We start from the raw sequence: 22,466 nt of genomic DNA, 5'->3' as shown, positions 1-22,466 counted from the left end.
GACAGTACTTCGAGTTCGGTGTCTGTCGGCGTGGATCACACCGATGACACTTCCTGGAATTGATCCCGATGTCGACTCCTCCGGACGACCGCAGCTTCCGCCGGGAAATGGCCACGGCCTACCGCTCCGGCTGGCACTTCATCGACCTGGCCACCGCCATCCCCCACAGCGGTGACTCGCTCATGGTGACCGTGTTCGGTGAGCCGGTCGTGGTGACGCGGGACGAGGACGAGGATGTACGTGCCTACCGGTGTCTGCGGCGGCCTCGGGGGGCGCCGCAGCCGGTGCGATGCGCCATCCGGTACGGAATGATCTTTGTGAATCTTGACCAGCGAGACCATCGGCTGGTGGAAACGGATGCCCCCGACGTCCAGACCATCTCAGCCACCCCCCGCAGTGCCTGACGCGATTCCCCCGTCGTAACAGATCGCTCAGGTGCTTCCCCCCGCAGCGGCGTCACCGTGACCTGAACACGGTGACGCCGCTGCAGTTTGGGCGAAATGTCAGGGTATGGGCCCGGCCGTGGTGGCCGGAACTGATCGCTTCACCCCCTCCCCAGCGCCCGCGTCAACTCGATCTCGATCACCACCCGTGACGGGTTCGGCGACGGCGTCCGCCCGTAGCGCCCGGCGTACCGGCGCTCCGCCTCCGCGACCCGGTCCGGCTCCGCGCGCACGAACGCCCGGCCCTCCAGCGTCGCCCAGCGCCGCCCGTCCACCTGGCACACGGCGACCCGCGCCCCGGACGGACCGGCGGCCAGCACGTTCGCCACCTTCCGGCTCGACTTGTTCGCGATGACCCGAGCCAGCCGCGCCTCCGGGTCGTATGTCACTCCGACAGGAACGACGTGCGGGCTGCCGTCGGGGCGCGGGGTCGTGAGGGTGCACAGATGCCGTTCCTGCCAGAAGGTGAGGTACGGCAGGTCGGGGTCGCCCGGGTCGACCGGATATGAGGCCATGGACCCGGAACTTAGTCCCCCGATCCGCCCCGCCACTGCCTTGAGTGGAATAGACTCAACTTTGTGCACGTTGGCCGAGTCAGTCCGTGCACGAAGGCTGTAGGAGGAGGAGTACCGGAACGTGGACGCCGAGCTGACCAACAGGAGCCGGGAAGCGATCAACGCGGCCAGCAGCCGCGCCGTCACCGGAGGGCACGCCGATCTGACCCCGGCGCACCTGCTTCTCTCGCTGCTCGCGGGGGAGGACAACGAGAACATCACCGACCTGCTGGCCGCCGTCGACGCCGACCAGGCCGCCGTACGGTCCGGGGCCGAGCGCGTGCTCGCCTCGCTGCCCAGCGTGACCGGGTCGACCGTCGCGCCCCCGCAGCCCAGCCGCGAACTGCTCGCGGTGCTCGCGGACGCCGACGAGCGCGCGAAAGAACTCGGCGACGAGTACCTCTCGACCGAGCACCTGCTGATCGGCATCGCCGCGAAGGGCGGCGCCGCCGGGGACGTACTCTCCCAGCAGGGGGCCAGTGCGAAGAAGCTGCTGGACGCGTTCCAGAAGAGCAGGGGAGGGCGCCGGGTGACCACACCCGACCCCGAGGGGCAGTACAAGGCGCTGGAGAAGTTCGGTACGGACTTCACGGCCGCCGCGCGCGAGGGCAAGCTCGACCCCGTCATCGGACGGGACCAGGAGATCCGGCGGGTCGTCCAGGTGCTGTCCCGCCGCACCAAGAACAACCCCGTCCTCATCGGCGAGCCCGGCGTCGGCAAGACCGCCGTCGTCGAGGGGCTCGCCCAGCGGATCGTCAAGGGCGACGTGCCGGAGTCCCTCAAGAACAAGCGGCTGGTCTCGCTCGACCTCGGCGCGATGGTCGCGGGCGCGAAGTACCGCGGCGAGTTCGAGGAGCGGCTCAAGACCGTCCTGGCCGAGATCAAGGACTCCGACGGCCAGATCATCACCTTCATCGACGAGCTGCACACCGTCGTGGGCGCGGGCGCCGGCGGCGACTCCGCCATGGACGCCGGCAACATGCTGAAGCCGATGCTCGCCCGCGGCGAACTCCGCATGGTCGGCGCGACCACCCTCGACGAGTACCGCGAGCGCATCGAGAAGGACCCGGCGCTGGAGCGCCGCTTCCAGCAGGTGCTGGTCGCGGAGCCGTCCGTCGAGGACACCATCGCGATCCTGCGCGGCCTGAAGGGCCGTTACGAGGCCCACCACAAGGTCGTCATCGCGGACAGCGCGCTGGTCGCCGCCGCGACCCTCTCCGACCGCTACATCACCTCCCGCTTCCTCCCCGACAAGGCGATCGACCTCGTCGACGAGGCGGCCTCCCGGCTGCGCATGGAGATCGACTCCTCTCCCGTCGAGATCGACGAACTCCAGCGCTCCGTCGACCGGTTGAAGATGGAGGAGCTGGCCCTCGACAAGGAGACCGACGCCGCCTCCATCGAACGCCTGGAGAAGCTGCGCCGCGACCTCGCCGACCGCGAGGAGGAACTCCGCGGCCTCAACGCCCGCTGGGAGAAGGAGAAGCAGTCCCTCAACCGGGTCGGCGAGCTGAAGGAAAAGCTCGACGAACTCCGTGGCCAGGCCGAACGCGCCCAGCGCGACGGCGACTTCGACACCGCCTCCAAGCTGCTCTACGGCGAGATCCCCACCCTGGAGCGGGACTTGGAGGAGGCTTCCCAGGCGGAGGAAGAAGCCTCCAAGGACACCATGGTCAAGGAGGAGGTCGGCCCCGACGACATCGCGGACGTGGTGGGCTCCTGGACCGGCATCCCCGCAGGCCGCCTCCTCGAGGGCGAGACGCAGAAACTCCTGCGCATGGAGGAGGAGTTGGGCCGCCGGCTCATCGGCCAGCAGGAGGCCGTACAGGCGGTCTCCGACGCCGTACGACGCACCCGCGCGGGCATCGCGGACCCCGACCGCCCCACCGGCTCCTTCCTCTTCCTCGGCCCGACGGGCGTAGGCAAGACGGAGCTGGCGAAGGCCCTGGCGGACTTCCTCTTCGACGACGAACGCGCCATGGTCCGCATCGACATGTCGGAGTACGGCGAGAAGCACAGCGTGGCCCGGCTGGTCGGCGCGCCTCCCGGCTACGTCGGCTACGAGGAGGGCGGCCAGCTCACGGAGGCGGTGCGCAGGCGCCCGTACTCGGTGATCCTGCTCGACGAGGTCGAGAAGGCGCACCCGGAGGTCTTCGACGTCCTGCTCCAGGTGCTGGACGACGGCCGGCTGACGGACGGCCAGGGCCGCACGGTCGACTTCCGCAACACGATCCTGATCCTCACGTCCAACCTCGGCAGCACCTTCCTGATCGACCCGCTCACCGGCGAGGACGAGAAGAAGGCACAGGTGCTGGAGGTGGTCAGGGCCTCCTTCAAGCCGGAGTTCCTCAACCGCCTCGACGACCTGGTGGTCTTCTCCGCCCTGAACCGGGAGGAGCTGGGCCGGATCGCCGCGCTCCAGATCGGCCGCCTGGCCAAGCGCCTCGCGGAACGCCGCCTCACCCTGGAGATCACCGACGAGGCCCTGACCTGGCTGGCCGACAACGGCAACGACCCGGCCTACGGCGCGCGACCCCTGCGTCGCCTGGTCCAGACGGCGATCGGCGACCGCCTCGCCAAGGAGATCCTGGCGGGCGAGGTCAAGGACGGCGACACGGTCCGGGTGGACGCGTTCGGCGACGGGCTGATCGTGGGGCCGGCGACCGGGAAGACGCTGTGACGCCCGGCGGTCAGTAGGAACTCGCGTCGAAGCTGACGAGGGCGGTGTCCCCTGCGGACCCGCCCTCGCTCTTGTCTCCGCCCTCGCTCTCGTCCCCGTCCTCGTCCCCGTGCTCGTAGTGCACGCTCACCGTCACGTCGTAGGCGCCGGGGGTGTGCGTGTGCGGGTGCGCGTGCGCTTGCGTTTCGCGGATGACGTGGACGCATCTGTCGTCGTCCCCGTCGCAGGGGAAGTCCGCGGCGTCCGGGAACGACTCGGCCAGCCATCCGCCCACCGCCGAGCGCGGCATGCGGAAACTGCCGTCGTAGGCCTGGCCTCCCCAGGTGTACGAGGTGCAGTCCTCGTCCCGGGTGTCCTCGGGCAGCGTGGTGCCGGAGAAGTCCATGGCCTCGGCGCAGCCGGCCTTGGTGACGGTGCCGGGAGGGTCGTCACCGGAGGCGGTGTAGACCATCGTCCGTACGAACGACCAGCCCGCCCACACCACGAAGAGCAGGCAGATCCCCCACGTCCCCCACAGCAGCCACCGCGTCACCGTCCGCATGTGCGTGACCGTATCCGGTCAGCCCGTGGCGGACAGGCCCGGCAGGGGTTGCCACGCCCCTCCCCGCATGGGGGAGGATGGCGGAATCCGTACGAAGGGAAATACACGGTGAGCATCGACCCGTCCTCGATTCCGAACTTCGGGGGCCAGCCCGAGCCGCAGCAAGGACCGGCGGGCCCCGTCGTCCCGGATCAGGACCTCGTGAAGCAGCTCCTCGAACAGATGGAGCTGAAGTATGTCGTCGACGACGAGGGAGACCTCGCGGCGCCGTGGGAGCAGTTCCGTACGTACTTCATGTTCCGCGGTGAGGACGACCAGCTGGTCTTCTCGGTCCGGACGTTCTACGACCGTCCCCACGAGATCGACTCCAAGCCGCAGCTGCTGGAGTCCATCGACGACTGGAACCGGCGCACCCTGTGGCCCAAGGTCTACAGCCACACTCACGACGACGGCACCGTCCGTCTGATCGGTGAGGCGCAGATGCTGATCGGCACCGGCGTCGACCTGAACCACTTCGTCTCCTCGACGGTCAGCTGGGTGCGCGCCGCCATCGAGTTCGACCGCTGGCTCGTCGAGCAGCTCGGTCTGACCGAGGAGGTCGACGAGGCGGTCGAGAAGCCTGAGGACGAGGGCGACGAGGAGTAGTCCTCGGTCCCGTAGTGCCCGTAGTACCTGCGGTACCTGCAGTACCCGGAGTACTTCATGTACTTCTGTGAACGAGAGCCCGGCCCGGTACGCGACCATCACCGTCGTGTGCGGGGACCGGGCTCTCGTCGTCCCCGCCGGTGGTCATGCGGTGTGCAGGGCTGCGAGGGCCTGGGTCACCGCGGTGGTGACCCGGTCCCCGTCGGTGGCGCGCGGGTTCAGTACGGGGGTCGGGGCCGGGGTGGTGCGGGCGCCGGTGGCGCGGAGGATCGTCTCCAGGTGGTCCTCCGCGCCGTGGGAGTGGTAGCCGACGACCAGGCCGGTGGCGGGCTTTCCGGCGAGGGGGGAGTCGTCGCGGGGGCGGGAGAGCCAGTCCAGGGCGTTCTTCAGGGCGGCCGAGATGCTGGCGTTGTTGACCGGGCTCAGGACCAGCAGGCTGCCGGCCGAGGTGACCTGGGCCCGCAGGGCGGCCACGCCGGGCGGGGCCGGGTCGGTGTCCAAGTCCTCGTTGAACAGGGGGAGTTGGTCCAGGCCGGTGGCCAGGACGACTTCGTGTGCGGGGCCGTCCTGCGCCACGGCCGCGTGGGCGACCCGGGTGGTGACGGCGCCGGTGCGCAGGCTGCCGGACAGGACCAGCGTGCGGTGACGGGCGAGGGGCTGTGGCTGTGGCTGTGGCATGGCGGGGGACTCCAGTAGGGGGCTAAGTCGGCCAGGGGGCTCAGGTGGCGGTCGGGGTGGCGGCGATCGCGTCCAGCGTGCGCAGCGTCTCCGCGGACAGGCCGATCTCGGCGGCGGCGATGTTCTCGGCGAGGTGGGCGCGGGTGGAGGTGCCGGGGATCAGCAGCACCGTGGGGGAGCGGTGCAGCAGCCAGGCCAGCGCGATCTGGCGCGGGGTGGCGCCGAGGCCGGCCGCGACCTGTTCCAGCGCCTTGACCTGCAGCGGCCGGAATCCGCCCAGCGGCCAGAACGGCACGAACGCGATGCCCAGTTCGGCGCACCGGTCCACCAGGGCGTCGTCCTGGCGGAAGGCGATGTTGTAGTGGTTCTGCACCGCGACCACCGGTGCGATCCGCCGGGCGGCCTCGACCTGCTCCGCGCTGACGTTGCTGACGCCGAGGTTGCGGATCAGGCCCTGCTCGCGCAGCTCGGCCAGGACCGTGAACGGTTCGACGATGTCGTCCGCCGCCAGGGTGTCGGTCATCCGCAGGTTCACCAGGTCCAGCGCCTCCAGGCCCAGGTGGTCCAGGTTGTCGTGGACGGCCTGCACCAGTTCCGGCCGGGACAGCGCGGCGGGCCAGCCACGTTCGGCGGTGCGGCGGGCACCGATCTTGGTGGCGATGTGCAGGCCCTCGCGGTACGGGTGCAGGGCCTCGCGGACCAGCCCGTTCACGAGGTGCGGGCCGTAGTAGTCGCTGGTGTCGAGGTGCGTGATGCCCGCGTCCACCGCGGCGCGCAGGACGGCCAGGGCCTCGACGCGGTCGCGGGGCGGGCCGTAGGCCATGGGCCCGGCCAGCTGGAGGGCGCCGTAGCCGACGCGGGTCACCGTCAGGGTGTCGGAGAGGCGCAGGGTGCCGCCGGGAAGTACGTCGTCGCTCATCGCGAGCTCCTTGCTGAGAACACACTCGGGGGTGTTTCGGGGGTGGTCTCAACAGTGCCGTCGCGACGGCGGAACCAACAGCCGATGCAAGCGAAAGCGGGCCGAACCTCCACTGGAGTGGATTCCAGCTGCCTGTACTTCCGTCAGGTCGGGATCAGGCGACCGTCGCGGAGTCGGGTGCCCGCCTGCTTGAGGCGGTGCAGGACCGGGACGACGTCGACCTGGCGGACCGCTTCGAGGGCGCCGACCTTGGTGGTCACGTAGGAGAAGAGGTCGTCCATGGTGCGGCAGGTGACGGTCACCAGGAGGTTGGCCGAACCGGTCACCGCGGCGGCGAAGGTGGTCTCGGGGTGGGCGGAGAGGAGTTCGCCGGTGGCGTCGAGCCGGCCGGGGGCGACGGTGAGCCAGAGGTAGGCGGGGGCGTGGAAGCCGAAGCGTGGGTAGGCCAGGTCCACGGCGACGCGCAGGGCGCCCGCCGCGAGCAGTTCGTCCAGGCGCGCGGAGACCCGGGACTTCGACCAGCCGCAGACGCGCGCGAGTTCGACGACTCCGGCGCGGCCGTCACGGGCGAGTTCGGCCATCAACGGGGCGTCCTGGTCGCGGAGTTCCAGGTCGGCCGCGCTGCCGGTGGTGGTGTGCTGCTGCTGGTCGGAGGTGTGCAGCAGGGCCGCCTGGTCGTCGCTGAGCGGGTCGTCGAAGGCGAGCCACTTGGCGTCGCTGCCCACGTACATGTGCATGACCGCACAGGCGTCGAAGCCCAGGACCCTGGCGGTGCGGGGCAGGCGTTGCAGAACGGATCCGCCCTGGTCGCGGAGGCCGGTATGGGTCTGGCAGACGATCTCGGAACCGCCGGAGGTGACGCTGACGTAGGCGGTGTCCTCGCGGGCGGCCAGCGCGTCCGCGAGGGCGTCGGTGGCGTCGGGCCGGCACCGCACCCGTACGAACCAGGTCTGGTCGCCGAGCCGCACATGGCTGGGCAGGGCGCGCACGCGGACGGCTCCGTCGGCGACCAGGGCGCGGTAGCGGCGGGCCACGGTCTGCTCGGAGACCTCGGCCACGTCGGCGATACGCCGGAAGGAGGCCCGCCCGTCCCGCAGCAGGCATTGAACGATCCGCCGGTCCGTCCGATCCATGACGGAAGTGTAGAGGCGTCGGATCGATCGTCATGGAACTTCGGCCGCGGTACGGCGATCTGGCTGGGAGTGCGAGGTGGGCCGGGCGGACAGTGGTGCCATGACTGGATCCCCACACACCCACCAGACCGACGTCATGCGCGCCGTCACGTTCACCGAGTTCGGTGGCCCGGATGTACTGGCCGTCGCCGAGCGTCCGATGCCCGAGGTCCCCGCCGGGCACGTACGAGTAAGAGTCCACGCGGCGGCCGTGCACCCGCTGGACGTGGTCGCCAGGGCGGGCCGCCTGGGTCCGATGGTGCCCCCGGGACCGACGTACGTGCTCGGTGTGGACGCCGCCGGCACCGTCGACGCGATCGGGGACGGCGTGTCCGGCTTCGACCTCGGGCAGGCGGTGGTGGCGATGTCGAACTGGCCGGAGACCAAGGTCGGTACGCAGGCGGAGTTCGTGGTGCTGCCCGCGGCCTTCCTCGCGCCCGCCCCGGCAGGCGTGACACCGGCCGCCGCGGCGACGCTGCCGCTCAACGCCCACACCGCGGCGCAGGCGCTGCGGATCCTCGGGCTGCGGGCCGGTGACCGCATCGCCGTCACCGGGGCGGCCGGTGCCATCGGCGGGTTCGCGGTCCAGCTGGCCCGGCACCAGGGCCTGCGGGTGGTCGCCGTCGCGGCCCCCGAGGACGAGCCGTACCTCACCGGTCTCGGGGCGACCTTCGTCGCTCGTGGCGACCATCCCGCCTATGCGGTGCGCAAGGCGGCACCGGGCGGGGAGGTCGACGGACTCCTCGACGCCGCGTCGCTCGGGTCCTCGGTGATCGGGGCCGTGCGTGACGGCGGTTCCTTCGTCGCGGTGACACCGCCGAGCGCACCGGCCGCGGAGCGCGGTGTCAGGGTCGGCCTGGTGCAGGCGCGTGCGGACGGCGCCGAACTCGCCGAGCTGGCGGGGCTGGTCGAGAGCGGCCGGCTGGATCTGCGGGTCGCCAGGACGTTCCCGTTCGAGCGGGTCGCGGAAGCGCACACCATGCTGGCGAAGGGCGGGTTCCGCGGGGGCGTCGTGCTGGTGGCCGACTTCGCGTCGTCGCGGGGCGCGGACACGGGTGATCGGCGGAGTTGACGTTCAGGAGGTGTTCGGGTTCGCTGCCGGGATGCCTGGCCTTCGCATTCAACAGCCGGACGACGACGCCACGTTGAAAGACTGGCGGTACGTCCACAACACGATCATCCCGACCCACGTCCTCTCCCTGGACGACGTACGGGAACGTGCCCGGCGCCACCACCTGGAGGTCGCCTACCTCGACGACGGAGACGGTGAACTCGCGGGCTGCAGCACGGTCCGCCCGCCGGCGGACGAGACGCGGACGGCCACCGTCATCGCCCGCGTCCTCGCCCCGCACCGCGGGCGTGGGTTCGGCCAGGAGCTCTACGCCCGCGGGCTCGACCGCGCCCGCGAACTGGGCGCCGAAGTGATCGAGACCGTCGTCCTGTCCTCCAACGAGGACGGACTGCGGTTCGCACTACGGCACGGCTTCGTCGAGACCGAGCGGTATCTGCTGCCCGGGGAGGACATCCCCTGGATAGACCTCCGGCTCAGCCCGCCAGTGACTTGAGCCGCCCCACCGCCTCCTCCAGCACGCCGGTCTGCTTGCAGAACGCGAACCGTACGAACGGTGCCCCCGCCTCCCGGTGGTCGTAGAAGACCGCGTTGGGGATGGCGACGACGCCGGCGAGTTCCGGGAGGGCGCGGCAGAAGGCGAAGCCGTCGCCGTTCTTGGAGAGTTCGGGGCCGAGGGGGCGGATGTCGGTGGTGATGAAGTACGTGCCGGCCGGGCGGAAGACCTCGAAGCCGGCCTCCGTCAGGCCCGTCGCCAGGACGTCCCGCTTGGCGAGCATGTCCGCGCGGAAGGCGTCGAAGTAGGAGTCGGGCAGCTGCAACGCCTCCGCGACCGCGTACTGGAACGGACCCGACGCCACATACGTCAGGAACTGCTTGGCCGAGCGTACGGCCGTGACCAGGTCCGGGGTGCCCGTCACCCAGCCGACCTTCCAGCCGGTGAAGGAGAAGGTCTTGCCGGCCGAGCCGATCGACACCGTGCGCCCCCGCATCCCCGGGAAGGAGACCAGCGGGATGTGCTCGGCCGCGTCGAAGACCAGGTGCTCGTAGACCTCGTCGGTGATCACCAACAGATCGCGTTCCACGGCGAGTTCGGCGATGGCGGTGAGTTCCTCGCGGGTGAGGACGGTGCCGGTCGGGTTGTGCGGGGTGTTGATCAGGAGGAGGCGGGTGCGGTCGGTGACGGCGGCGCGCAGTTCGTCGAGGTCGAGGCGGAACGCCCCTTCGTGCGGGCGGAGCGTGACCGGTACGCGCGTGCCGCCGGCCATCGCGATGCAGGCGGCGTAGGAGTCGTAGTACGGCTCGAACGCGATGACCTCGTCGCCCGGTTCCACCAGGGCCAGCAGCGCCGCGGCGATCGCCTCCGTCGCGCCCGCCGTGACGAGGACCTCGGCGTCGGGGTCGTAGGACAGGCCGTAGCGGCGTTCCTGGTGTGCGGTGATCGCGGTGCGGAGTTCGGGGACTCCGGGGCCGGGCGGGTACTGGTTGCCGCGTCCGTCGCGCAGCGCGCGGACCGCCGCCTCGCGGATCTCCTCGGGGCCGTCCGTGTCGGGGAAACCCTGGCCGAGATTGATCGAGCCGGTCTTCAGGGCGAGGGCGGACATCTCGGCGAAGATCGTCGTCCCGAACTCGGCGAGCCGGCGGTTGAGGAGGGGGCGTGCGCTGGAGGTCATGCCCGTCATCCTGCGCCCAAGCTCTGGACTTCCTCAACTCTGCTTTGGCTGGTGAGACGGCCGGGCATCCCTGCTTCACGCACCACACGAGGCGCCCACGGGGGGCCGCTTCGGGGGAATCGGAAGGAGGGTGACGCCATGTTCGGCATTCTCGGTGGAGACATGTTCTTCGGCATCATCCTGGCGGTGATCGCGGTCGCTTTCGTGGGGGCCCTGGTCCGCGCGGGCCGCAGGAGCAGGATCAGCAAGGGGTCGGGTCGCCGGGCCGGGATCCGCGGCGGGGGAACCGCGGCCGGTACGAGCAGCTGGTGGGCCGAGGACGGCAGCACCTCCTCCGGGGGAGGGCACGGCCACCACCACTCCTGCGGCGGGCACTCCTCCTGCGGAGGCGGCTCGTCGTGCGGCGGAGGGTCGTCCTGCGGGGGCGGAGGCGGCTGCGGAGGGGGCAGCTGACCGGCGCGACGGGGGGCGGAGCGCCCGTCGGGAGTCCGCTCCCGGCGGGCGCTCCGGCGCGCGCTCGACACGCCTGGGCGTACGCCTTGGTTGAACAGTTGAGCTGTGGAGCCCCCTGAGGGATGGAAACCCCACGAAGTTGGGTAAAAACACTGTGGTGGCGCCACCGTTCATGATTCCCTCTAAATCACCAACGCGGCCCCTCGGAAGCCCGCAGACACCTTCTCCTGACTGGGCTGACCGGGCCGATCCCCCGGTGTCTACCGGGGTGCGCCGGACCCACACCTCCCCTTTCTTTGCGTGCTAGCGGAGCCGATCCATGCTCACGACCCTTCAGACCTCCTACACCGACACGCGCGCGGCCGACCTCGCCTGGACCCTGGGGCGCGAGCCGCTGCCCGCGCTGGCCACACTCGACCTGGAACTCGCCGGTGCGCGGCTCCAGTTGAGACTGCTCGGCGCGTCCCACCAGGTACTCCTGGACGAGGAGCGGGGCAGCTGTTCGGAGACGGTCGCGTGCATCCCGGGTTCCAGTACGCCGCTGCCGCTCGGGGTCGCCAAGCGGGTCGGCGACTGGGAGTACGAGTTCGCGGCCCGGGTCGAGGTGCTGTCCCCGGGGCAGTTCGCGGGCCGCGCCCAGGAGCTGCTGGCCCTGGTCGCCGACCATCCCAACGGTCTGGCGGGCGTCTTCCCCGGCAGCCCGCACGCCTTCACCGCGATGCTCGCGCAGCGGTACGAGGGCCAGGTGCACTGGCGCACCTGGCACGCCTATCCGCAGGACGGCCAGTTGGTCGCGACGCGGACGAGGGTGGGGGTGCGGGTGCCGGTGGCCTATCCGGTGCCGTCTCCTGTCTGAGGACCGGTGACCGGTGGCCTGTCCGGTGGCGTCTCCTGTCTGAGGACCGGTGACCGGTGGCCTGTCCGGTGGCGTCCCCTGTCCGAGGATTCGGGGCCGCGGGGATACGACACCGGTCCCGGCCGTCGTAAACACATTCCACACGTGTGGGTGACGAAGCGTGCCCGTCCCGTGACGTAACGTCGCAGCGTGATCGAACCGCACGCGCCGGCCCGGCCGGGCACCCAGCCGCCCTGGGCAGGCCCCGCGCGGCTGCCCGTACGGCCGGGCACGGGCCGGTTCCTGGTGCTCGCGGGGGTCTTCGTCTGCGCGGCCTGCGGACTCGTGTACGAACTCGAACTCGTCGCCCTCGCCTCGTACTTGATCGGCGACTCGGTCACCCAGGCGTCTGTCGTCCTCTCCGTGATGGTCTTCGCGATGGGCATCGGCTCGCTCGCGGCGAAGCGTCTGCGCTGGCACGCGGCGGCCGGTTTCGGCGCGGTCGAGGCGGCCCTCGCGCTGATCGGCGGCTGCAGCGCGATGGCGTTGTACGCGGTCTTCGCCTGGACCGGGAACTGGGGCGGCCTGTGGGCACAGGGCCCGCGCTGCCTCCTGGTCGCCTTCTCCCTCGCGATCGGCCTGCTGATCGGGGCCGAGGTGCCGTTGCTGATGGAGCTGATCCAGCGCATCCGCCGCCAGGACGCGGGCGGCGCGGTCGCCGACCTCTTCGCGGCGGACTACGTGGGCGCACTGGTCGGCGGCCTGGCGTTCCCCTTCCTGCTCCTGCCGTTCCTGGGCCAGTTGACCGGCACCCTGCTCACCGGCACGGTCAACGTGGTCGCCGGCGGCTGTCTGGTCCTCGGCCTGTTCCGCCGCGACCTCACCCGCCGGGGCCGCTGGCTCCTGGTGATCGCCAACCTCACGGTCCTCGGCCTGCTCGCCTCCGCCGCCGTCCTGGTCGACGACTTCGAACGGGCCGCCCGGCACGCGGTCTACGGCAAGGACGTCCGGGTGGCTCTCCAGACGGACGTGCAGGAGGTCGTCCTCACCGGCGGCGACCACGGCCGCCCCCTCGACCTCTTCCTCGACGGCCGCCTGCGGGTCAGCGGACGCGACGAACGCCGCTACCACGAGGCCCTCGTCCACCCCGCGATGGACGGCCCCCACGCGCGCGTGCTCGTCCTCGGCGGCGGCGACGGCCTCGCGGCCCGCGACGTCCTCCGCAACCGGGGCGTGCGCCGCGTCGACATCGTCGAACTCGACGCGGCCGTCGTCCAGTTGGCCCGCCACGACGCCGCCCTTGCCGCGCTCAACGACCACGTCTACGGCGACCGGCGCGTCCACGTCACCACCGGCGACGCCTTCGACCTGCTGCGCCGGGTCCACCCCGGGACGTACGACGTGGTCATCGCCGACCTCCCCGACCCCGGCATCACCGCCAGCACCAAGCTCTACTCCCAGGAGTTCTACGGCCTCGCCCGCCGCGCCCTCACCGAGCGGGGCCGGCTGGTCGTGCACGCGGGGCCGGTCTCCTCCCGGCGCCGCGTCTTCTGGACGGTGGTCTCCACCCTCCGCGCGGCCGGCCTCCACCCCGTCCCGTACCGCGTCGGCGGCCGGGTCTCGGGTTTCGCGGCGGGACCCGACCGTACGGCCGGAACGTCGCGTTCCCCGCGCGACTGGGGGTTCGTGCTGGCGGCGCGGGGGGCGGTGCCCGCGGAGCCGGGGTTGGAGAGCGACGAACGGGCGGCGGAGCGGACGTGGGTGCCGGGCCTGCCGGCTTCCACGTTGGTGCACCCGCGGTACTGATCCCACGCCGGCACCAACACGCCACCACTTCCGAGCAACGGCACGTGCACCTCCGGCCAACCTGGGTAGGCTCCGCAAGCATGGAGCTTGAGGTGCACGTTCCGGTCTCGCCCGAGCGGCTGTGGTCCGCGCTCGGCGACCCCGCCCGGGTCGCCCGCGCCGTCCCCGGCCTCCAGCAGGACGCCGGCACCGAACCCGTCGCCGGCCGCCTGAAGGTCCGCGTCGGCGGCCACTCCATCACCTACCGCGGTTCCGTCCGTGTCACCGCCCGGGACGACGGTACGTACGCCGTCGAGGGCGACGCGACCGAGGCCCGCGGCACCGGCTCGGTCAAACTCGCCCTCACCGTGCGCGTCCGCGAGGCCGACGGCGGCTCCACGATCACCTTCGACGGTACGGCGACGGCGGACGGCCGGGTCACCGAACTGGCCCCGGACGCGGTGAGCGCGGCGACGACCAGGCTGCTTGAGCGGTTCGCGGCGAACCTGGGCGAGGAGCCGGAGCAGGCCGACGACACCGACGCCGTGGATGACGTAGAAGTCGATGACGTGGACGACGTAGAAGCCGATGACGCGGACGATGCGGACGACGCGGACGATGTGGACGATGTGGCAGCGGACGACGTGGATCTCGACGCCCCGGAGACGGACTTGGCGGGTGCCATCGAGGAGCTCCACGTGACCGAGACCTTCGCCGAGACGCCCCAGCCGCCCGCCGAGGCCGCGCACGCGCGCCGCACGATGATCGGCCGCAGCGCGGAGGAGGTCGACCACGCGCCGCCGCGCGGGCGTTACGCACCCGTGCCCGCGCCGCTGACCGTCTCCGCGAACGCCACGCTCCGCTGGGCGGCCCCCGCCGCCGCGCTGGTCCTGGCGTCGGCGATCGTGGTGAACAGGGTGCTGCGCAAACGGCGTTGAGCGGCCCAGTAGGGTCGTGCCGTGAGTAACGAAGAGATCACGCTGACCGCGGGCGACGCGGAGGTGACGGTGCAGCCGGGCAACGGCGGCCGTATCGGAGGACTTCGCGTCGGCGGCACCGAACTGCTGCGCCAGGGCGAGCGGTTCGGGTGCTTCCCGATGGTCCCCTGGTGCGGGCGGATCCGCGACGGCCGCTTCCTGGACGGCGGCACCGTCCACCAGATGCCCCTCAACTCCCCGCCCCACGCCATCCACGGCACCGTCCGCGACGGCGCCTGGCGCACCGCCCGCCGGGCGCCCGACGAGACGGTCATCACGTACGACCTGGTCGAGCCGTGGCCCTTCCCGGGCCGCGTCACCCAGGCCGTCGCGCTGACCGCGGACGCCCTGACGCTCACCATGGCGATCGAGGCGTACGGCGACTCGTTCCCGGCGCAGATCGGCTGGCACCCGTGGTTCAACCGCAACCTCGGCGGCGAGGACGTGCTCGTCGACTTCAGCCCCGCCTGGCAGGAGGAGCGCGGCGACGACCACCTCCCGACCGGCAACCGCGTCGACGTGAAGCCCAGCCCCTGGGACGACTGCTTCGGCATGCCGGACGGCGTCGACGTCACGCTGACCTGGCCGGGACAGCTGGCGCTGAAGGTGACGAGCCCCGAGCAGTGGGTCGTCGTCTACGACGAGCAGGAGGCCGCCGTCTGCGTGGAACCGCAGACCGGCCCGCCGAACGGCCTCAACACCCTGCCCCGCCTGGTCACCCCGATCGAGCCGCTGGAAGCCACGATGACCTGGGCCTGGACGCGCTTCTAGGCCGGTGGACATCGCCTCTAAGCTGGGCGGCATGACGGACGTACGCGGCGCGCTGCTGCAGCAGATCAAGGACAAGGCCGTGGTGCACGGCAAGGTGACCCTGTCGTCGGGTCTGGAGGCCGACTACTACATCGACCTCCGGCGCGTCACCCTCGACGGGGAGGCCGCCCCGCTCGTCGGGCAGGTGCTGCTGGACCTGACCGCCGATCTCGACTTCGACGCGGTCGGCGGCCTGACGATGGGCGCCGACCCGGTCGCCACGTCGATGCTGCACGCCGCCGCCGCGCGTGGACAGCAGCTGGACGCCTTCGTCGTGCGCAAGGCCGCGAAGGCGCACGGCATGCAGCGCCAGGTGGAGGGTCCGGAGATCGCGGGCCGCCGGGTCCTGGTCGTCGAGGACACCTCCACCACGGGCGGTTCCCCGCTGACCGCCGTCGAGGCCGTGCGCGCGGCCGGTGCCGAGGTCGTCGGCGTCGCGACCATCGTGGACCGGGCGACCGGCGCCGCCGAGAAGATCGAGGCGGGCGCGGGGGTGCCGTACCTCTTCGCGTACTCCAAGGACGACCTGGGCCTGGACTGACCGCCCACTCTCAGCATCCGGCCGCGTCTGGAAAGATGGGCACGACGATGACGTCGCACCCAAGGTCTAGGTCAGGGCCGTAGTACGCAGATCGCGAAGATCGCCAACCCGCAGATACCAAGGAGCGGACACATGCCCATCGCAACCCCCGAGGTCTACAACGAGATGCTCGACCGGGCGAAGGCAGGCAAGTTCGCCTACCCGGCCATCAATGTGACCTCGACCCAGACCCTGCACGCTGCGCTGCGCGGCTTCGCGGAGGCCGAGAGCGACGGCATCGTCCAGATCTCCACGGGTGGCGCCGAGTTCCTGGGCGGCCAGTACGCCAAGGAGATGGTCACGGGTTCCGTGGCGCTCGCCGAGTTCGCGCACATCGTCGCCGCGAAGTACCCGGTCACGGTCGCGCTGCACACCGACCACTGCCCCAAGGACAAGCTCGACGGCTACGTCCGTCCGCTGCTCGCCGTCTCCGAGGAGCGCGTGAAGGCCGGCGGCAACCCGCTGTTCCAGTCGCACATGTGGGACGGCTCGGCGGAGACCCTCGCCGACAACCTCGCCATCGCGCAGGAGCTGCTGGCCCGCGCCGCCGCCGCGAAGATCATCCTTGAGGTGGAGATCACCCCGACCGGCGGTGAGGAGGACGGCGTCTCGCACGAGATCAACGACTCCCTCTACACCACGGTCGACGACGCGATCCGTACGGTCGAGGCGCTCGGCCTCGGCGAGAAGGGCCGCTACCTGCTGGCCGCGTCCTTCGGCAACGTGCACGGCGTGTACAAGCCGGGCAACGTCGTGCTCCGCCCCGAACTGCTCAAGGAGCTGAGCGACGGCGTGGCCGCGAAGTACGGCAAGGCGTCCCCGTTCGACTTCGTCTTCCACGGCGGCTCCGGCTCCACCGAGCAGGAGATCGCCACCGCGCTGGAGAACGGCGTGGTGAAGATGAACCTCGACACCGACACCCAGTACGCGTTCACGCGCCCGGTCGCGGACCACATGCTGAAGAACTACGACGGTGTCCTGAAGGTCGACGGCGAGGTCGGCTCCAAGAAGACCTACGACCCGCGCACCTGGGGCAAGCTCGCCGAGGCGTCGATGGCCGCGCGCGTCACGGAGGCCTGCGCCAACCTGCGCTCGACGGGCACGAAGATCAAGTAACCGATACGGTCTGCCGCGACCCCGGTGCTACGGCACCGGGGTCGTTGTATACCTGGGGGCATGTCCTCCGATGTGCGCATCGCCTCGCCCCAGGGCAAGTGGGTCCTGCTCACCACGGTCCTCGGCTCCAGCATGGCCATGGTGGACTCCACCGTCGTCAATGTGGCCCTGCCGCGCATCGGCCGCGACCTGAACGCCGACCTGGCCGCCCTCCAGTGGACGGTCAACGCGTACATGCTGACGCTGGCCGGACTGATCCTCCTCGGCGGCTCGCTCGGCGACCGTTACGGACGCCGCAAGATCTTCGTCCTGGGCGTGGTGTGGTTCGCGGCGGCCTCCCTGCTGTGCGGATTCGCCCCCAATGCCGGGGTCCTGATCGCCGCCCGCGCGCTCCAGGGCATCGGCGGCGCGCTCCTCACCCCCGGCTCCCTCGCCCTCATCCAGGCCTCCTTCCACCCCGACGACCGGGCCAGGGCGGTCGGCCTGTGGTCCGGTTTCGGCGGTATCGGCGCGGCGATCGGCCCGTTCCTGGGCGGCTGGCTGGTGGACGGCCCCGGCTGGCGCTGGGTGTTCCTGATCAACGTCCCGATGGCGCTGGTCTGCGCCCCCATCGCCGTACGCCACGTCCCCGAGTCGGCGGACGGCCGCGCGCACGGCCGCTTCGACGTACTGGGCGCGGCACTGGGCGCGGTCGCGTTGGCGTTGGTGACGTACGCGCTGATCGAGGCGGCCGACGGCCCGCTGCCCGTCGTGATCGTCACCGCCGCGGCGGGCGTGGCCGCGGGAGTCGCGTTCGTCCACGTCGAGAAGCGCAGCCCCGATCCGATGATGCCGCCGGGCATCTTCGCGTCCCGCCAGTTCACGGCGGTCAACCTGGTCACGCTCTGCGTGTACGCGGCCTTCAGCGGTTTCTTCTTCCTGACGGCGCTCCAACTCCAGGTGGTGGCAGGCTATTCGGCGCTGGAGGCCGGCACGGCACTGCTCCCCACGACCGCCCTGATGCTTCTCTTCTCGGCCCGCTCGGGCGAACTGGCCCAGCGCATCGGCCCCCGCATCCCGCTCACCGTCGGCCCGTTGTTGTGCGCGGCGGCGATGCTCCTGATGCTGCGCGTCGGCCCGGACGCCTCCTACCTCACCGACGTCGTACCGGCCCTCCTCGTGATGGGCGCCGGCATGGTCATCCTGGTCGCCCCCCTCACGGCCACCGTTCTCGCCTCCGTCGACACCGCCCGCGCGGGCCTGGCCAGCGGCATCAACAACGCGGCGGCCCGCGCGGCCGGCCTCATCGCGATCGCCGCGCTGCCGCTGCTCGCCGGGATGGGCTCGGAGGCGTACCGCTCGGCGACCGCCTTCGACCACGCCTTCGACCGGGCGATGGGGTGGTGCGCGGGGGTGCTGGTGGTGGGCTCGGTCCTGGCCTTTACGACGGTCCGCCGCCCGCCCCCGGACTGCCACCGCCCGGAGTGCCTCACCCACGGCTCGATCACGGCCCCGCCCCTGGAACCACGGGTGGGGAAGGGGCGTCTCGACGCGGGGTAGCGGGCGGATGCCGGGCAATGGCCGCCCCTGGGGGAGACTGGAACCCATGACGATTCACGAGAACCTCCTCGGGGGACCGCCCCCGACCCACCTCCCCGAAGACCCCGGGCCGCGCGACCTTCTCGCGAGCGGGGCGACGCCCGCCGATGTCGCCGCGAAGTATCCGACCTCCTCGCTCGCCTGGGCCCTGCTGGCCGACGACGCGTTCGAGCGGGGCAGCGTCGTGGAGTCGTACGCCTATGCCCGTACGGGCTACCACCGCGGGCTGGACTCGCTGCGGCGCAACGGCTGGAAGGGCCACGGACCGGTGCCGTGGGAGCACGAGCCGAACCGTGGCTTCCTGCGCGCGCTGCACGCCCTCGCGCGGGCCGCGCAGGCGATCGGGGAGCAGGAGGAGTACGCGCGGTGCAGCCAGTTCCTGAAGGATTCCTCGCCGACGGCGGCCCAGACGCTGGGCTAGTCCTGTAGTCCGGGTGCGGTGATGCGGGTCCGCCTGGTGTGACCAGGCGGACCTTGCGGTCTTGCGGGACGATTGTGCAGGATGCCCGGTGGGGACCGGGGCCCCCGTGTCGGAATTCGGCAGGGGCGGACCGCTACCCGGAGTACGCATCAGGAGACAGCGATGTCCCAGCAGGCTCAGGAAACGCAGGAGCCCGAGGCCCCGCATCTCGACTTCCAGGGAACGACCCCCTACGAGGACTACGTCCAGGCGGACGTCCTCACCCACCTCCAGCACACCCGCTCCGACGACCCCGGCGAGATGGTCTTCCTGGTCACCACCCAGGTCATGGAGCTGTGGTTCACGGTCATCGTGCACGAGTGGGAGACCGCCGCGCGGGCCCTGCGCGAGGACCGGGTGCCGGTCGCGATCGACGCGCTGAAGCGTTCCGTACGGGAACTGGAGGCGCTCAACGCCTCCTGGCGGCCCCTCGGACAGCTCACGCCGGCCCAGTTCAACTCGTACCGCGCGGCCCTCGGCGAGGGCTCCGGCTTCCAGTCCGCGATGTACCGCCGGATGGAGTTCCTGCTCGGCGAGAAGTCCGCGTCCATGCTCGTCCCGCACCGCGGCGCACCGCGCGTGCACGCCGAGTTGGAGAAGGCACTGCACGAACCGAGCCTCTACGACGAGGTGTTGAGGCTCCTCGACCGGCGCGGGCACACGGTCCCCGAGGCCGTGCTCACGCGTGACGTGTCGCTGCGCTACGAGCCGTCGGCGGAGGTGGAGGAGGTGTGGACCGCCCTCTACTCCGGTGACTCCGGCGACGAACTCGCCCGGCTCGGCGAGGCGTTGACCGATGTCGCCGAGCTGGTGTGGCGATGGCGCAACGACCATCTCGTCGCCACCCGGCGCGCGATGGGCGCGAAGACCGGGACGGGCGGCTCCGCCGGGGTGGCCTGGCTGGAGAAGCGCGCGCAGAAGAACGTGTTCCCCGAGCTGTGGACGGCGCGCTCCCATGTCTGAACTCGCGCTGAAGGCAGAGAAGTTGGACGCCGCCGACGAACTCGCGGGCGTGCGTTCGCAGTTCGTCCTGGACGACGTGGTGTATCTGGACGGGAACTCGCTCGGCGCGCTGCCGGTGGCGGTCCCGGGCCGGGTCGAGGACGTCGTACGGCGGCAGTGGGGCGAGCTGCGGATCCGGTCCTGGGACGAGAGCGGGTGGTGGACCGCGCCCGAGCGGATCGGCGACCGGATCGCCCCACTGGTCGGGGCCGCGGCCGGGCAGATCGTCGTCGGCGACTCCACAAGTATCAATGTGTTCAAGGCTGTTGTGGCGGCCGTGCGGATGGCGGGCGGCTCGGGGCGGGACGAGATCGTCGTGGACGCGACGACCTTCCCCACGGACGGGTACATCGCCTCGTCGGCGGCCCGGATGACCGGCTGCACGGTGCGGCCGGTGACCCCGGCCGAGGTGCCGGGCGTGCTCGGCGACCGTACGGCGGCGGTGCTCCTCAACCACGTCGACTACCGCACCGGCCGGCTGCACGACCTGCCCGCGCTCACCGCCGCCGTACACGCGGCGGGTGCCGTGGCCGTCTGGGACCTGTGCCACAGCGCGGGCGCCCTGCCGGTCGGGCTCGACGAGCACGGGGTGGACCTCGCGGTCGGCTGCACCTACAAGTACCTGAACGGCGGCCCGGGTTCACCGGCGTACCTGTATGTGCGGTCCGATCTCCAGAGCCGTTTCGACTCCCCGCTCCCGGGCTGGAACTCGCACGCCGAACCCTTCGGCATGCGGCCCGCCTACGAACCGGCGCCGGGCGCGCTGCGCGGCCGGGTGGGCACCCCGGACATCCTGTCCATGCTCGCCCTGGAGGCGGCCCTCGACGTGTGGGACGCCGACGGCGTCTCGGTCGGGGCGGTGCGGGCCAAGTCCCTCGCGCTGACGGACTTCTTCCTGGAGTGCGTGGCGTCGTACGTGCCGTCCGGACGGGTGGAGTCGGTGACTCCGGTCGCCCATGCGGAGCGGGGGAGCCAGGTCGCGCTGCGCTGCGCGGACGCGGGTGACGTGATGGCGCGGCTGATCGAACGGGGTGTGGTCGGCGACTTCCGGCACCCGGACGTGCTGCGGTTCGGATTCACGCCGCTGTACGTCGGTTTCGCGGACGTGGAGCGGGCGGCGCGGGTGCTGGGGGACCTGGTCCGTTAGGAACTCCGGGAACTGTGTACCTCGATCTAACTGCCGTAGGTCACTGGAGCGGTTAGAAGTCGACGAAGGGCCAGTGACGTGCCGGTGACGTGCACCGCAGAACCGTTTACGCCTCACCGAGCGTGACAACCGCGGTCCGCGTGCACGTCACCGGCCTGGTAGCGTCCCGGCCGACGGCCGAATTTCTCCGCGTGTTTCGCTCCTGGTCGCCATATCCCGTCACATCCGTATCCGTCCAAGTCCGTTTCGTCGCTGAGAGGTTGGAGCATGCCGGACGACGCCGCTGCCGCACGTGCCGCCGCAGCCGCCGTGGAAGAGGAGTCGGCCTTCTCGCATCCCGCCGTGGATCCCGACAGCACCGCCGCGTACGGCGACCACCCCGACCAGGTGATCGACTTCTACGCCCCGCACGGCGAGCGGGTGCCGGGCGAACCGGCGCCGCTGGTCGTCGTCCTGCACGGGGGCGCGTGGCGGGCGCCGTACGACCGCCTGCACATCACCCCGTTCGCGGACTTCCTGGCCCGCCGGGGGTTCGCGGTGGCCAATGTCGAGTACCGGCGGGGTGCGGCGCTGCCCGCGCAGGGCGGTACGGGCCCGGTCGCGGGCCGCTGGCCGGAGACCTTCGACGACGTCGCGGCGGCGCTCGACGCGCTGCCCGCTCTCGTCCGGGAGGCGCTTCCGCAGGCCGATCCGCGCCGCACGGTGCTCACCGGCCACTCCGCGGGCGGTCATCTCGCGCTGTGGGCGGCGGCCCGGCACGTCCTCCCCAAGGACGCCCCCTGGCGCACCGACGCCCCCGCCGCGCTGCGCGGTGTGGTCGCCCTCGCCCCGATCGCCGACTTCACGGTCGCCGAGAAGCTCGCGGTGTGCGGGGGAGCGGCGGGTCAACTCCTGGGTGGAGATGCCAAGTTCGCGGAACGACTGCCGTACGCCGATCCGACGCTCCTGCTTCCCACCGGCATCGCGACCGCGCTGGTCCAGGGCCGCGCCGACCTCGTGGTCCCGCAGGCGGTCGCCGAGTCGTACGCGGACGCGGCGGCGAAGTCCGGCGAGGTCGTGGGCCTCACGCTCCTTGAGGACGTCGGCCATTTCCCCCTGATCGACCCGGCGGCGGACGCGTGCGCGGTGGTGGCGGAGGAGATCGCACAACTGGCGTGGTGAGCCGCCGACTTCGGTCGGGCTTCGTCCACTTCTGTCCACCCCGGTCATACCCGTAATACCTGAGAGCTACAGCGCAGGTGAGTTCCCTGGCGGGACGCGGACGACGACCGCGGATCCGTAATTTCCCTTTCAGATCGGCCGGACGGCGGCCGGTGCGGGAGGGGGACGGACATGGGGCTGGGTACGGG

The 22,466-nt window shown here is 71.4% G+C and carries 23 protein-coding genes; 17 read left to right on the top strand and 6 right to left on the bottom strand.

Annotated elements, in window-relative coordinates; genetic code table 11:
* Window positions 1-68: 68 nt before the first annotated feature.
* Window positions 69-404, top strand: coding sequence for a hypothetical protein (locus tag JHN45_RS29710; RefSeq protein ID WP_200711399.1), 336 nt, complete (start codon window positions 69-71; stop codon window positions 402-404).
* 140 nt (window positions 405-544) lie between these two features.
* Here the strand turns inward: JHN45_RS29710 and JHN45_RS29705 are convergent, their stop codons facing one another.
* Window positions 545-958, bottom strand: coding sequence for a pyridoxamine 5'-phosphate oxidase family protein (locus JHN45_RS29705; protein ID WP_200711398.1), 414 nt, complete (start codon window positions 956-958; stop codon window positions 545-547).
* 121 nt (window positions 959-1,079) lie between these two features.
* Between JHN45_RS29705 and clpB the strand changes: the two genes are divergently transcribed.
* Window positions 1,080-3,677, top strand: coding sequence for an ATP-dependent chaperone ClpB (gene clpB / locus JHN45_RS29700; protein WP_201051585.1), 2,598 nt, complete (start codon window positions 1,080-1,082; stop codon window positions 3,675-3,677).
* A gap of 10 nt (window positions 3,678-3,687) precedes the next feature.
* Here clpB and JHN45_RS29695 read toward each other — a convergent pair whose 3' ends face one another.
* A complete protein-coding gene (locus JHN45_RS29695) occupies window positions 3,688-4,218 on the bottom strand; it encodes a hypothetical protein (protein WP_201051584.1) in 531 nt (176 codons plus the stop codon).
* A 108-nt stretch (window positions 4,219-4,326) separates the two neighbouring features.
* On the opposite strand from JHN45_RS29695, the gene JHN45_RS29690 reads away from it, so the two are divergent.
* Entirely contained in the window at window positions 4,327-4,863 is a 537-nt protein-coding gene (locus JHN45_RS29690; protein WP_200711395.1) for a YbjN domain-containing protein, read from the top strand.
* Window positions 4,864-5,007: 144 nt separating this feature from the next.
* On the opposite strand, the gene JHN45_RS29685 is transcribed toward JHN45_RS29690, so the two are convergent.
* The 3 genes from JHN45_RS29685 to JHN45_RS29675 form a co-directional block, all read right to left on the bottom strand.
* Window positions 5,008-5,541: an NADPH-dependent FMN reductase gene (locus tag JHN45_RS29685; RefSeq protein WP_201051583.1), complete on the bottom strand. Its 534-nt coding sequence runs from the start codon at window positions 5,539-5,541 to the stop codon at window positions 5,008-5,010.
* 40 nt (window positions 5,542-5,581) lie between these two features.
* Window positions 5,582-6,460 (bottom strand): oxidoreductase, encoded by an 879-nt coding sequence (locus tag JHN45_RS29680; protein ID WP_201051582.1) that lies wholly within the window; start codon window positions 6,458-6,460, stop codon window positions 5,582-5,584.
* A gap of 143 nt (window positions 6,461-6,603) precedes the next feature.
* Complete coding sequence (locus JHN45_RS29675) at window positions 6,604-7,593, bottom strand: Lrp/AsnC family transcriptional regulator (RefSeq protein ID WP_200711392.1); 990 nt, start codon at window positions 7,591-7,593, stop codon at window positions 6,604-6,606.
* 100 nt (window positions 7,594-7,693) lie between these two features.
* On the opposite strand from JHN45_RS29675, the gene JHN45_RS29670 reads away from it, so the two are divergent.
* A complete protein-coding gene (locus tag JHN45_RS29670) occupies window positions 7,694-8,704 on the top strand; it encodes an NADP-dependent oxidoreductase (RefSeq protein WP_236584262.1) in 1,011 nt (336 codons plus the stop codon).
* Between the two features lie 31 nt (window positions 8,705-8,735).
* Window positions 8,736-9,197: a GNAT family N-acetyltransferase gene (locus JHN45_RS29665; RefSeq protein WP_201051581.1), complete on the top strand. Its 462-nt coding sequence runs from the start codon at window positions 8,736-8,738 to the stop codon at window positions 9,195-9,197.
* On the opposite strand, the gene JHN45_RS29660 is transcribed toward JHN45_RS29665, so the two are convergent.
* On the bottom strand, window positions 9,178-10,383 hold the full coding sequence (locus JHN45_RS29660; protein ID WP_201051579.1) for a pyridoxal phosphate-dependent aminotransferase: 1,206 nt from the start codon (window positions 10,381-10,383) through the stop codon (window positions 9,178-9,180). The genes JHN45_RS29665 and JHN45_RS29660 overlap by 20 nt on opposite strands.
* Window positions 10,384-10,512: 129 nt before the next feature.
* Here JHN45_RS29660 and JHN45_RS29655 point away from each other — a divergent pair, with 129 nt between their 5' ends.
* The 12 genes from JHN45_RS29655 (at window position 10,513) to JHN45_RS29600 (ending at window position 22,278) form a co-directional block, all read left to right on the top strand.
* On the top strand, window positions 10,513-10,827 hold the full coding sequence (locus tag JHN45_RS29655) for a hypothetical protein (RefSeq protein WP_236584261.1): 315 nt from the start codon (window positions 10,513-10,515) through the stop codon (window positions 10,825-10,827).
* A 319-nt stretch (window positions 10,828-11,146) separates the two neighbouring features.
* Window positions 11,147-11,683 (top strand): DUF2617 family protein, encoded by a 537-nt coding sequence (locus JHN45_RS29650; protein WP_019070386.1) that lies wholly within the window; start codon window positions 11,147-11,149, stop codon window positions 11,681-11,683.
* 189 nt (window positions 11,684-11,872) lie between these two features.
* A complete protein-coding gene (locus tag JHN45_RS29645; protein WP_201051577.1) occupies window positions 11,873-13,468 on the top strand; it encodes a polyamine aminopropyltransferase in 1,596 nt (531 codons plus the stop codon).
* Between the two features lie 80 nt (window positions 13,469-13,548).
* Complete coding sequence (locus JHN45_RS29640; RefSeq protein ID WP_236584260.1) at window positions 13,549-14,385, top strand: SRPBCC family protein; 837 nt, start codon at window positions 13,549-13,551, stop codon at window positions 14,383-14,385.
* Between the two features lie 21 nt (window positions 14,386-14,406).
* Window positions 14,407-15,195 (top strand): aldose 1-epimerase, encoded by a 789-nt coding sequence (locus JHN45_RS29635; protein WP_201051575.1) that lies wholly within the window; start codon window positions 14,407-14,409, stop codon window positions 15,193-15,195.
* 31 nt (window positions 15,196-15,226) lie between these two features.
* Window positions 15,227-15,775, top strand: coding sequence for an orotate phosphoribosyltransferase (gene pyrE / locus JHN45_RS29630; RefSeq protein ID WP_200711387.1), 549 nt, complete (start codon window positions 15,227-15,229; stop codon window positions 15,773-15,775).
* Window positions 15,776-15,907: 132 nt separating this feature from the next.
* Window positions 15,908-16,930, top strand: coding sequence for a class II fructose-bisphosphate aldolase (gene fbaA, locus JHN45_RS29625; RefSeq protein ID WP_200711386.1), 1,023 nt, complete (start codon window positions 15,908-15,910; stop codon window positions 16,928-16,930).
* Window positions 16,931-16,990: 60 nt separating this feature from the next.
* Window positions 16,991-18,469: an MFS transporter gene (locus JHN45_RS29620; RefSeq protein ID WP_201051572.1), complete on the top strand. Its 1,479-nt coding sequence runs from the start codon at window positions 16,991-16,993 to the stop codon at window positions 18,467-18,469.
* A gap of 46 nt (window positions 18,470-18,515) precedes the next feature.
* Window positions 18,516-18,929 carry a DUF3151 domain-containing protein gene (locus JHN45_RS29615; RefSeq protein ID WP_033284811.1) on the top strand — a complete coding sequence of 138 codons (414 nt, stop codon included), beginning with the start codon at window positions 18,516-18,518 and terminating at the stop codon, window positions 18,927-18,929.
* A 162-nt stretch (window positions 18,930-19,091) separates the two neighbouring features.
* Window positions 19,092-19,931, top strand: coding sequence for a tryptophan 2,3-dioxygenase family protein (locus JHN45_RS29610; protein WP_200711384.1), 840 nt, complete (start codon window positions 19,092-19,094; stop codon window positions 19,929-19,931).
* Window positions 19,924-21,117 (top strand): kynureninase, encoded by a 1,194-nt coding sequence (gene kynU / locus JHN45_RS29605; RefSeq protein ID WP_200711383.1) that lies wholly within the window; start codon window positions 19,924-19,926, stop codon window positions 21,115-21,117. Before JHN45_RS29610 ends, kynU begins: the two co-directional genes overlap by 8 nt.
* Window positions 21,118-21,384: 267 nt before the next feature.
* Window positions 21,385-22,278, top strand: a complete 894-nt coding sequence (locus tag JHN45_RS29600) for a S9 family peptidase (RefSeq protein WP_200711382.1) — start codon at window positions 21,385-21,387, stop codon at window positions 22,276-22,278.
* Window positions 22,279-22,466: the final 188 nt, after the last annotated feature.

Source organism: Streptomyces sp. MBT53 (genome assembly GCF_016654115.1).
Taxonomy (GTDB): Bacteria; Actinomycetota; Actinomycetes; order Streptomycetales; family Streptomycetaceae; genus Streptomyces.
The sequence above is the reverse complement of the archived record's forward strand: the minus strand, read 5'-3'. Positions and strand labels throughout refer to the sequence as shown.

Excerpts from the sequence above, each read along its gene's own strand:
- JHN45_RS29615 (WP_033284811.1), top strand. The coding sequence starts at position 18,516 with ATGACGATTCACGAGAACCTCCTCGGGGGACCGCCCCCGACCCACCTC.
- JHN45_RS29600 (WP_200711382.1), top strand. The coding sequence starts at position 21,385 with ATGCCGGACGACGCCGCTGCCGCACGTGCCGCCGCAGCCGCCGTGGAA.
- JHN45_RS29695 (WP_201051584.1), bottom strand. The coding sequence starts at position 4,218 with ATGCGGACGGTGACGCGGTGGCTGCTGTGGGGGACGTGGGGGATCTGC.
- JHN45_RS29650 (WP_019070386.1), top strand. The coding sequence starts at position 11,147 with ATGCTCACGACCCTTCAGACCTCCTACACCGACACGCGCGCGGCCGAC.
- JHN45_RS29640 (WP_236584260.1), top strand. The coding sequence starts at position 13,549 with ATGGAGCTTGAGGTGCACGTTCCGGTCTCGCCCGAGCGGCTGTGGTCC.
- JHN45_RS29675 (WP_200711392.1), bottom strand. The coding sequence starts at position 7,593 with ATGGATCGGACGGACCGGCGGATCGTTCAATGCCTGCTGCGGGACGGG.
- JHN45_RS29655 (WP_236584261.1), top strand. The coding sequence starts at position 10,513 with ATGTTCGGCATTCTCGGTGGAGACATGTTCTTCGGCATCATCCTGGCG.
- pyrE (WP_200711387.1), top strand. The coding sequence starts at position 15,227 with ATGACGGACGTACGCGGCGCGCTGCTGCAGCAGATCAAGGACAAGGCC.
- JHN45_RS29620 (WP_201051572.1), top strand. The coding sequence starts at position 16,991 with ATGTCCTCCGATGTGCGCATCGCCTCGCCCCAGGGCAAGTGGGTCCTG.
- JHN45_RS29710 (WP_200711399.1), top strand. The coding sequence starts at position 69 with ATGTCGACTCCTCCGGACGACCGCAGCTTCCGCCGGGAAATGGCCACG.
- kynU (WP_200711383.1), top strand. The coding sequence starts at position 19,924 with ATGTCTGAACTCGCGCTGAAGGCAGAGAAGTTGGACGCCGCCGACGAA.
- JHN45_RS29610 (WP_200711384.1), top strand. The coding sequence starts at position 19,092 with ATGTCCCAGCAGGCTCAGGAAACGCAGGAGCCCGAGGCCCCGCATCTC.
- JHN45_RS29705 (WP_200711398.1), bottom strand. The coding sequence starts at position 958 with ATGGCCTCATATCCGGTCGACCCGGGCGACCCCGACCTGCCGTACCTC.
- JHN45_RS29680 (WP_201051582.1), bottom strand. The coding sequence starts at position 6,460 with ATGAGCGACGACGTACTTCCCGGCGGCACCCTGCGCCTCTCCGACACC.
- fbaA (WP_200711386.1), top strand. The coding sequence starts at position 15,908 with ATGCCCATCGCAACCCCCGAGGTCTACAACGAGATGCTCGACCGGGCG.
- JHN45_RS29665 (WP_201051581.1), top strand. The coding sequence starts at position 8,736 with ATGCCTGGCCTTCGCATTCAACAGCCGGACGACGACGCCACGTTGAAA.
- JHN45_RS29670 (WP_236584262.1), top strand. The coding sequence starts at position 7,694 with ATGACTGGATCCCCACACACCCACCAGACCGACGTCATGCGCGCCGTC.
- JHN45_RS29685 (WP_201051583.1), bottom strand. The coding sequence starts at position 5,541 with ATGCCACAGCCACAGCCACAGCCCCTCGCCCGTCACCGCACGCTGGTC.
- JHN45_RS29660 (WP_201051579.1), bottom strand. The coding sequence starts at position 10,383 with ATGACGGGCATGACCTCCAGCGCACGCCCCCTCCTCAACCGCCGGCTC.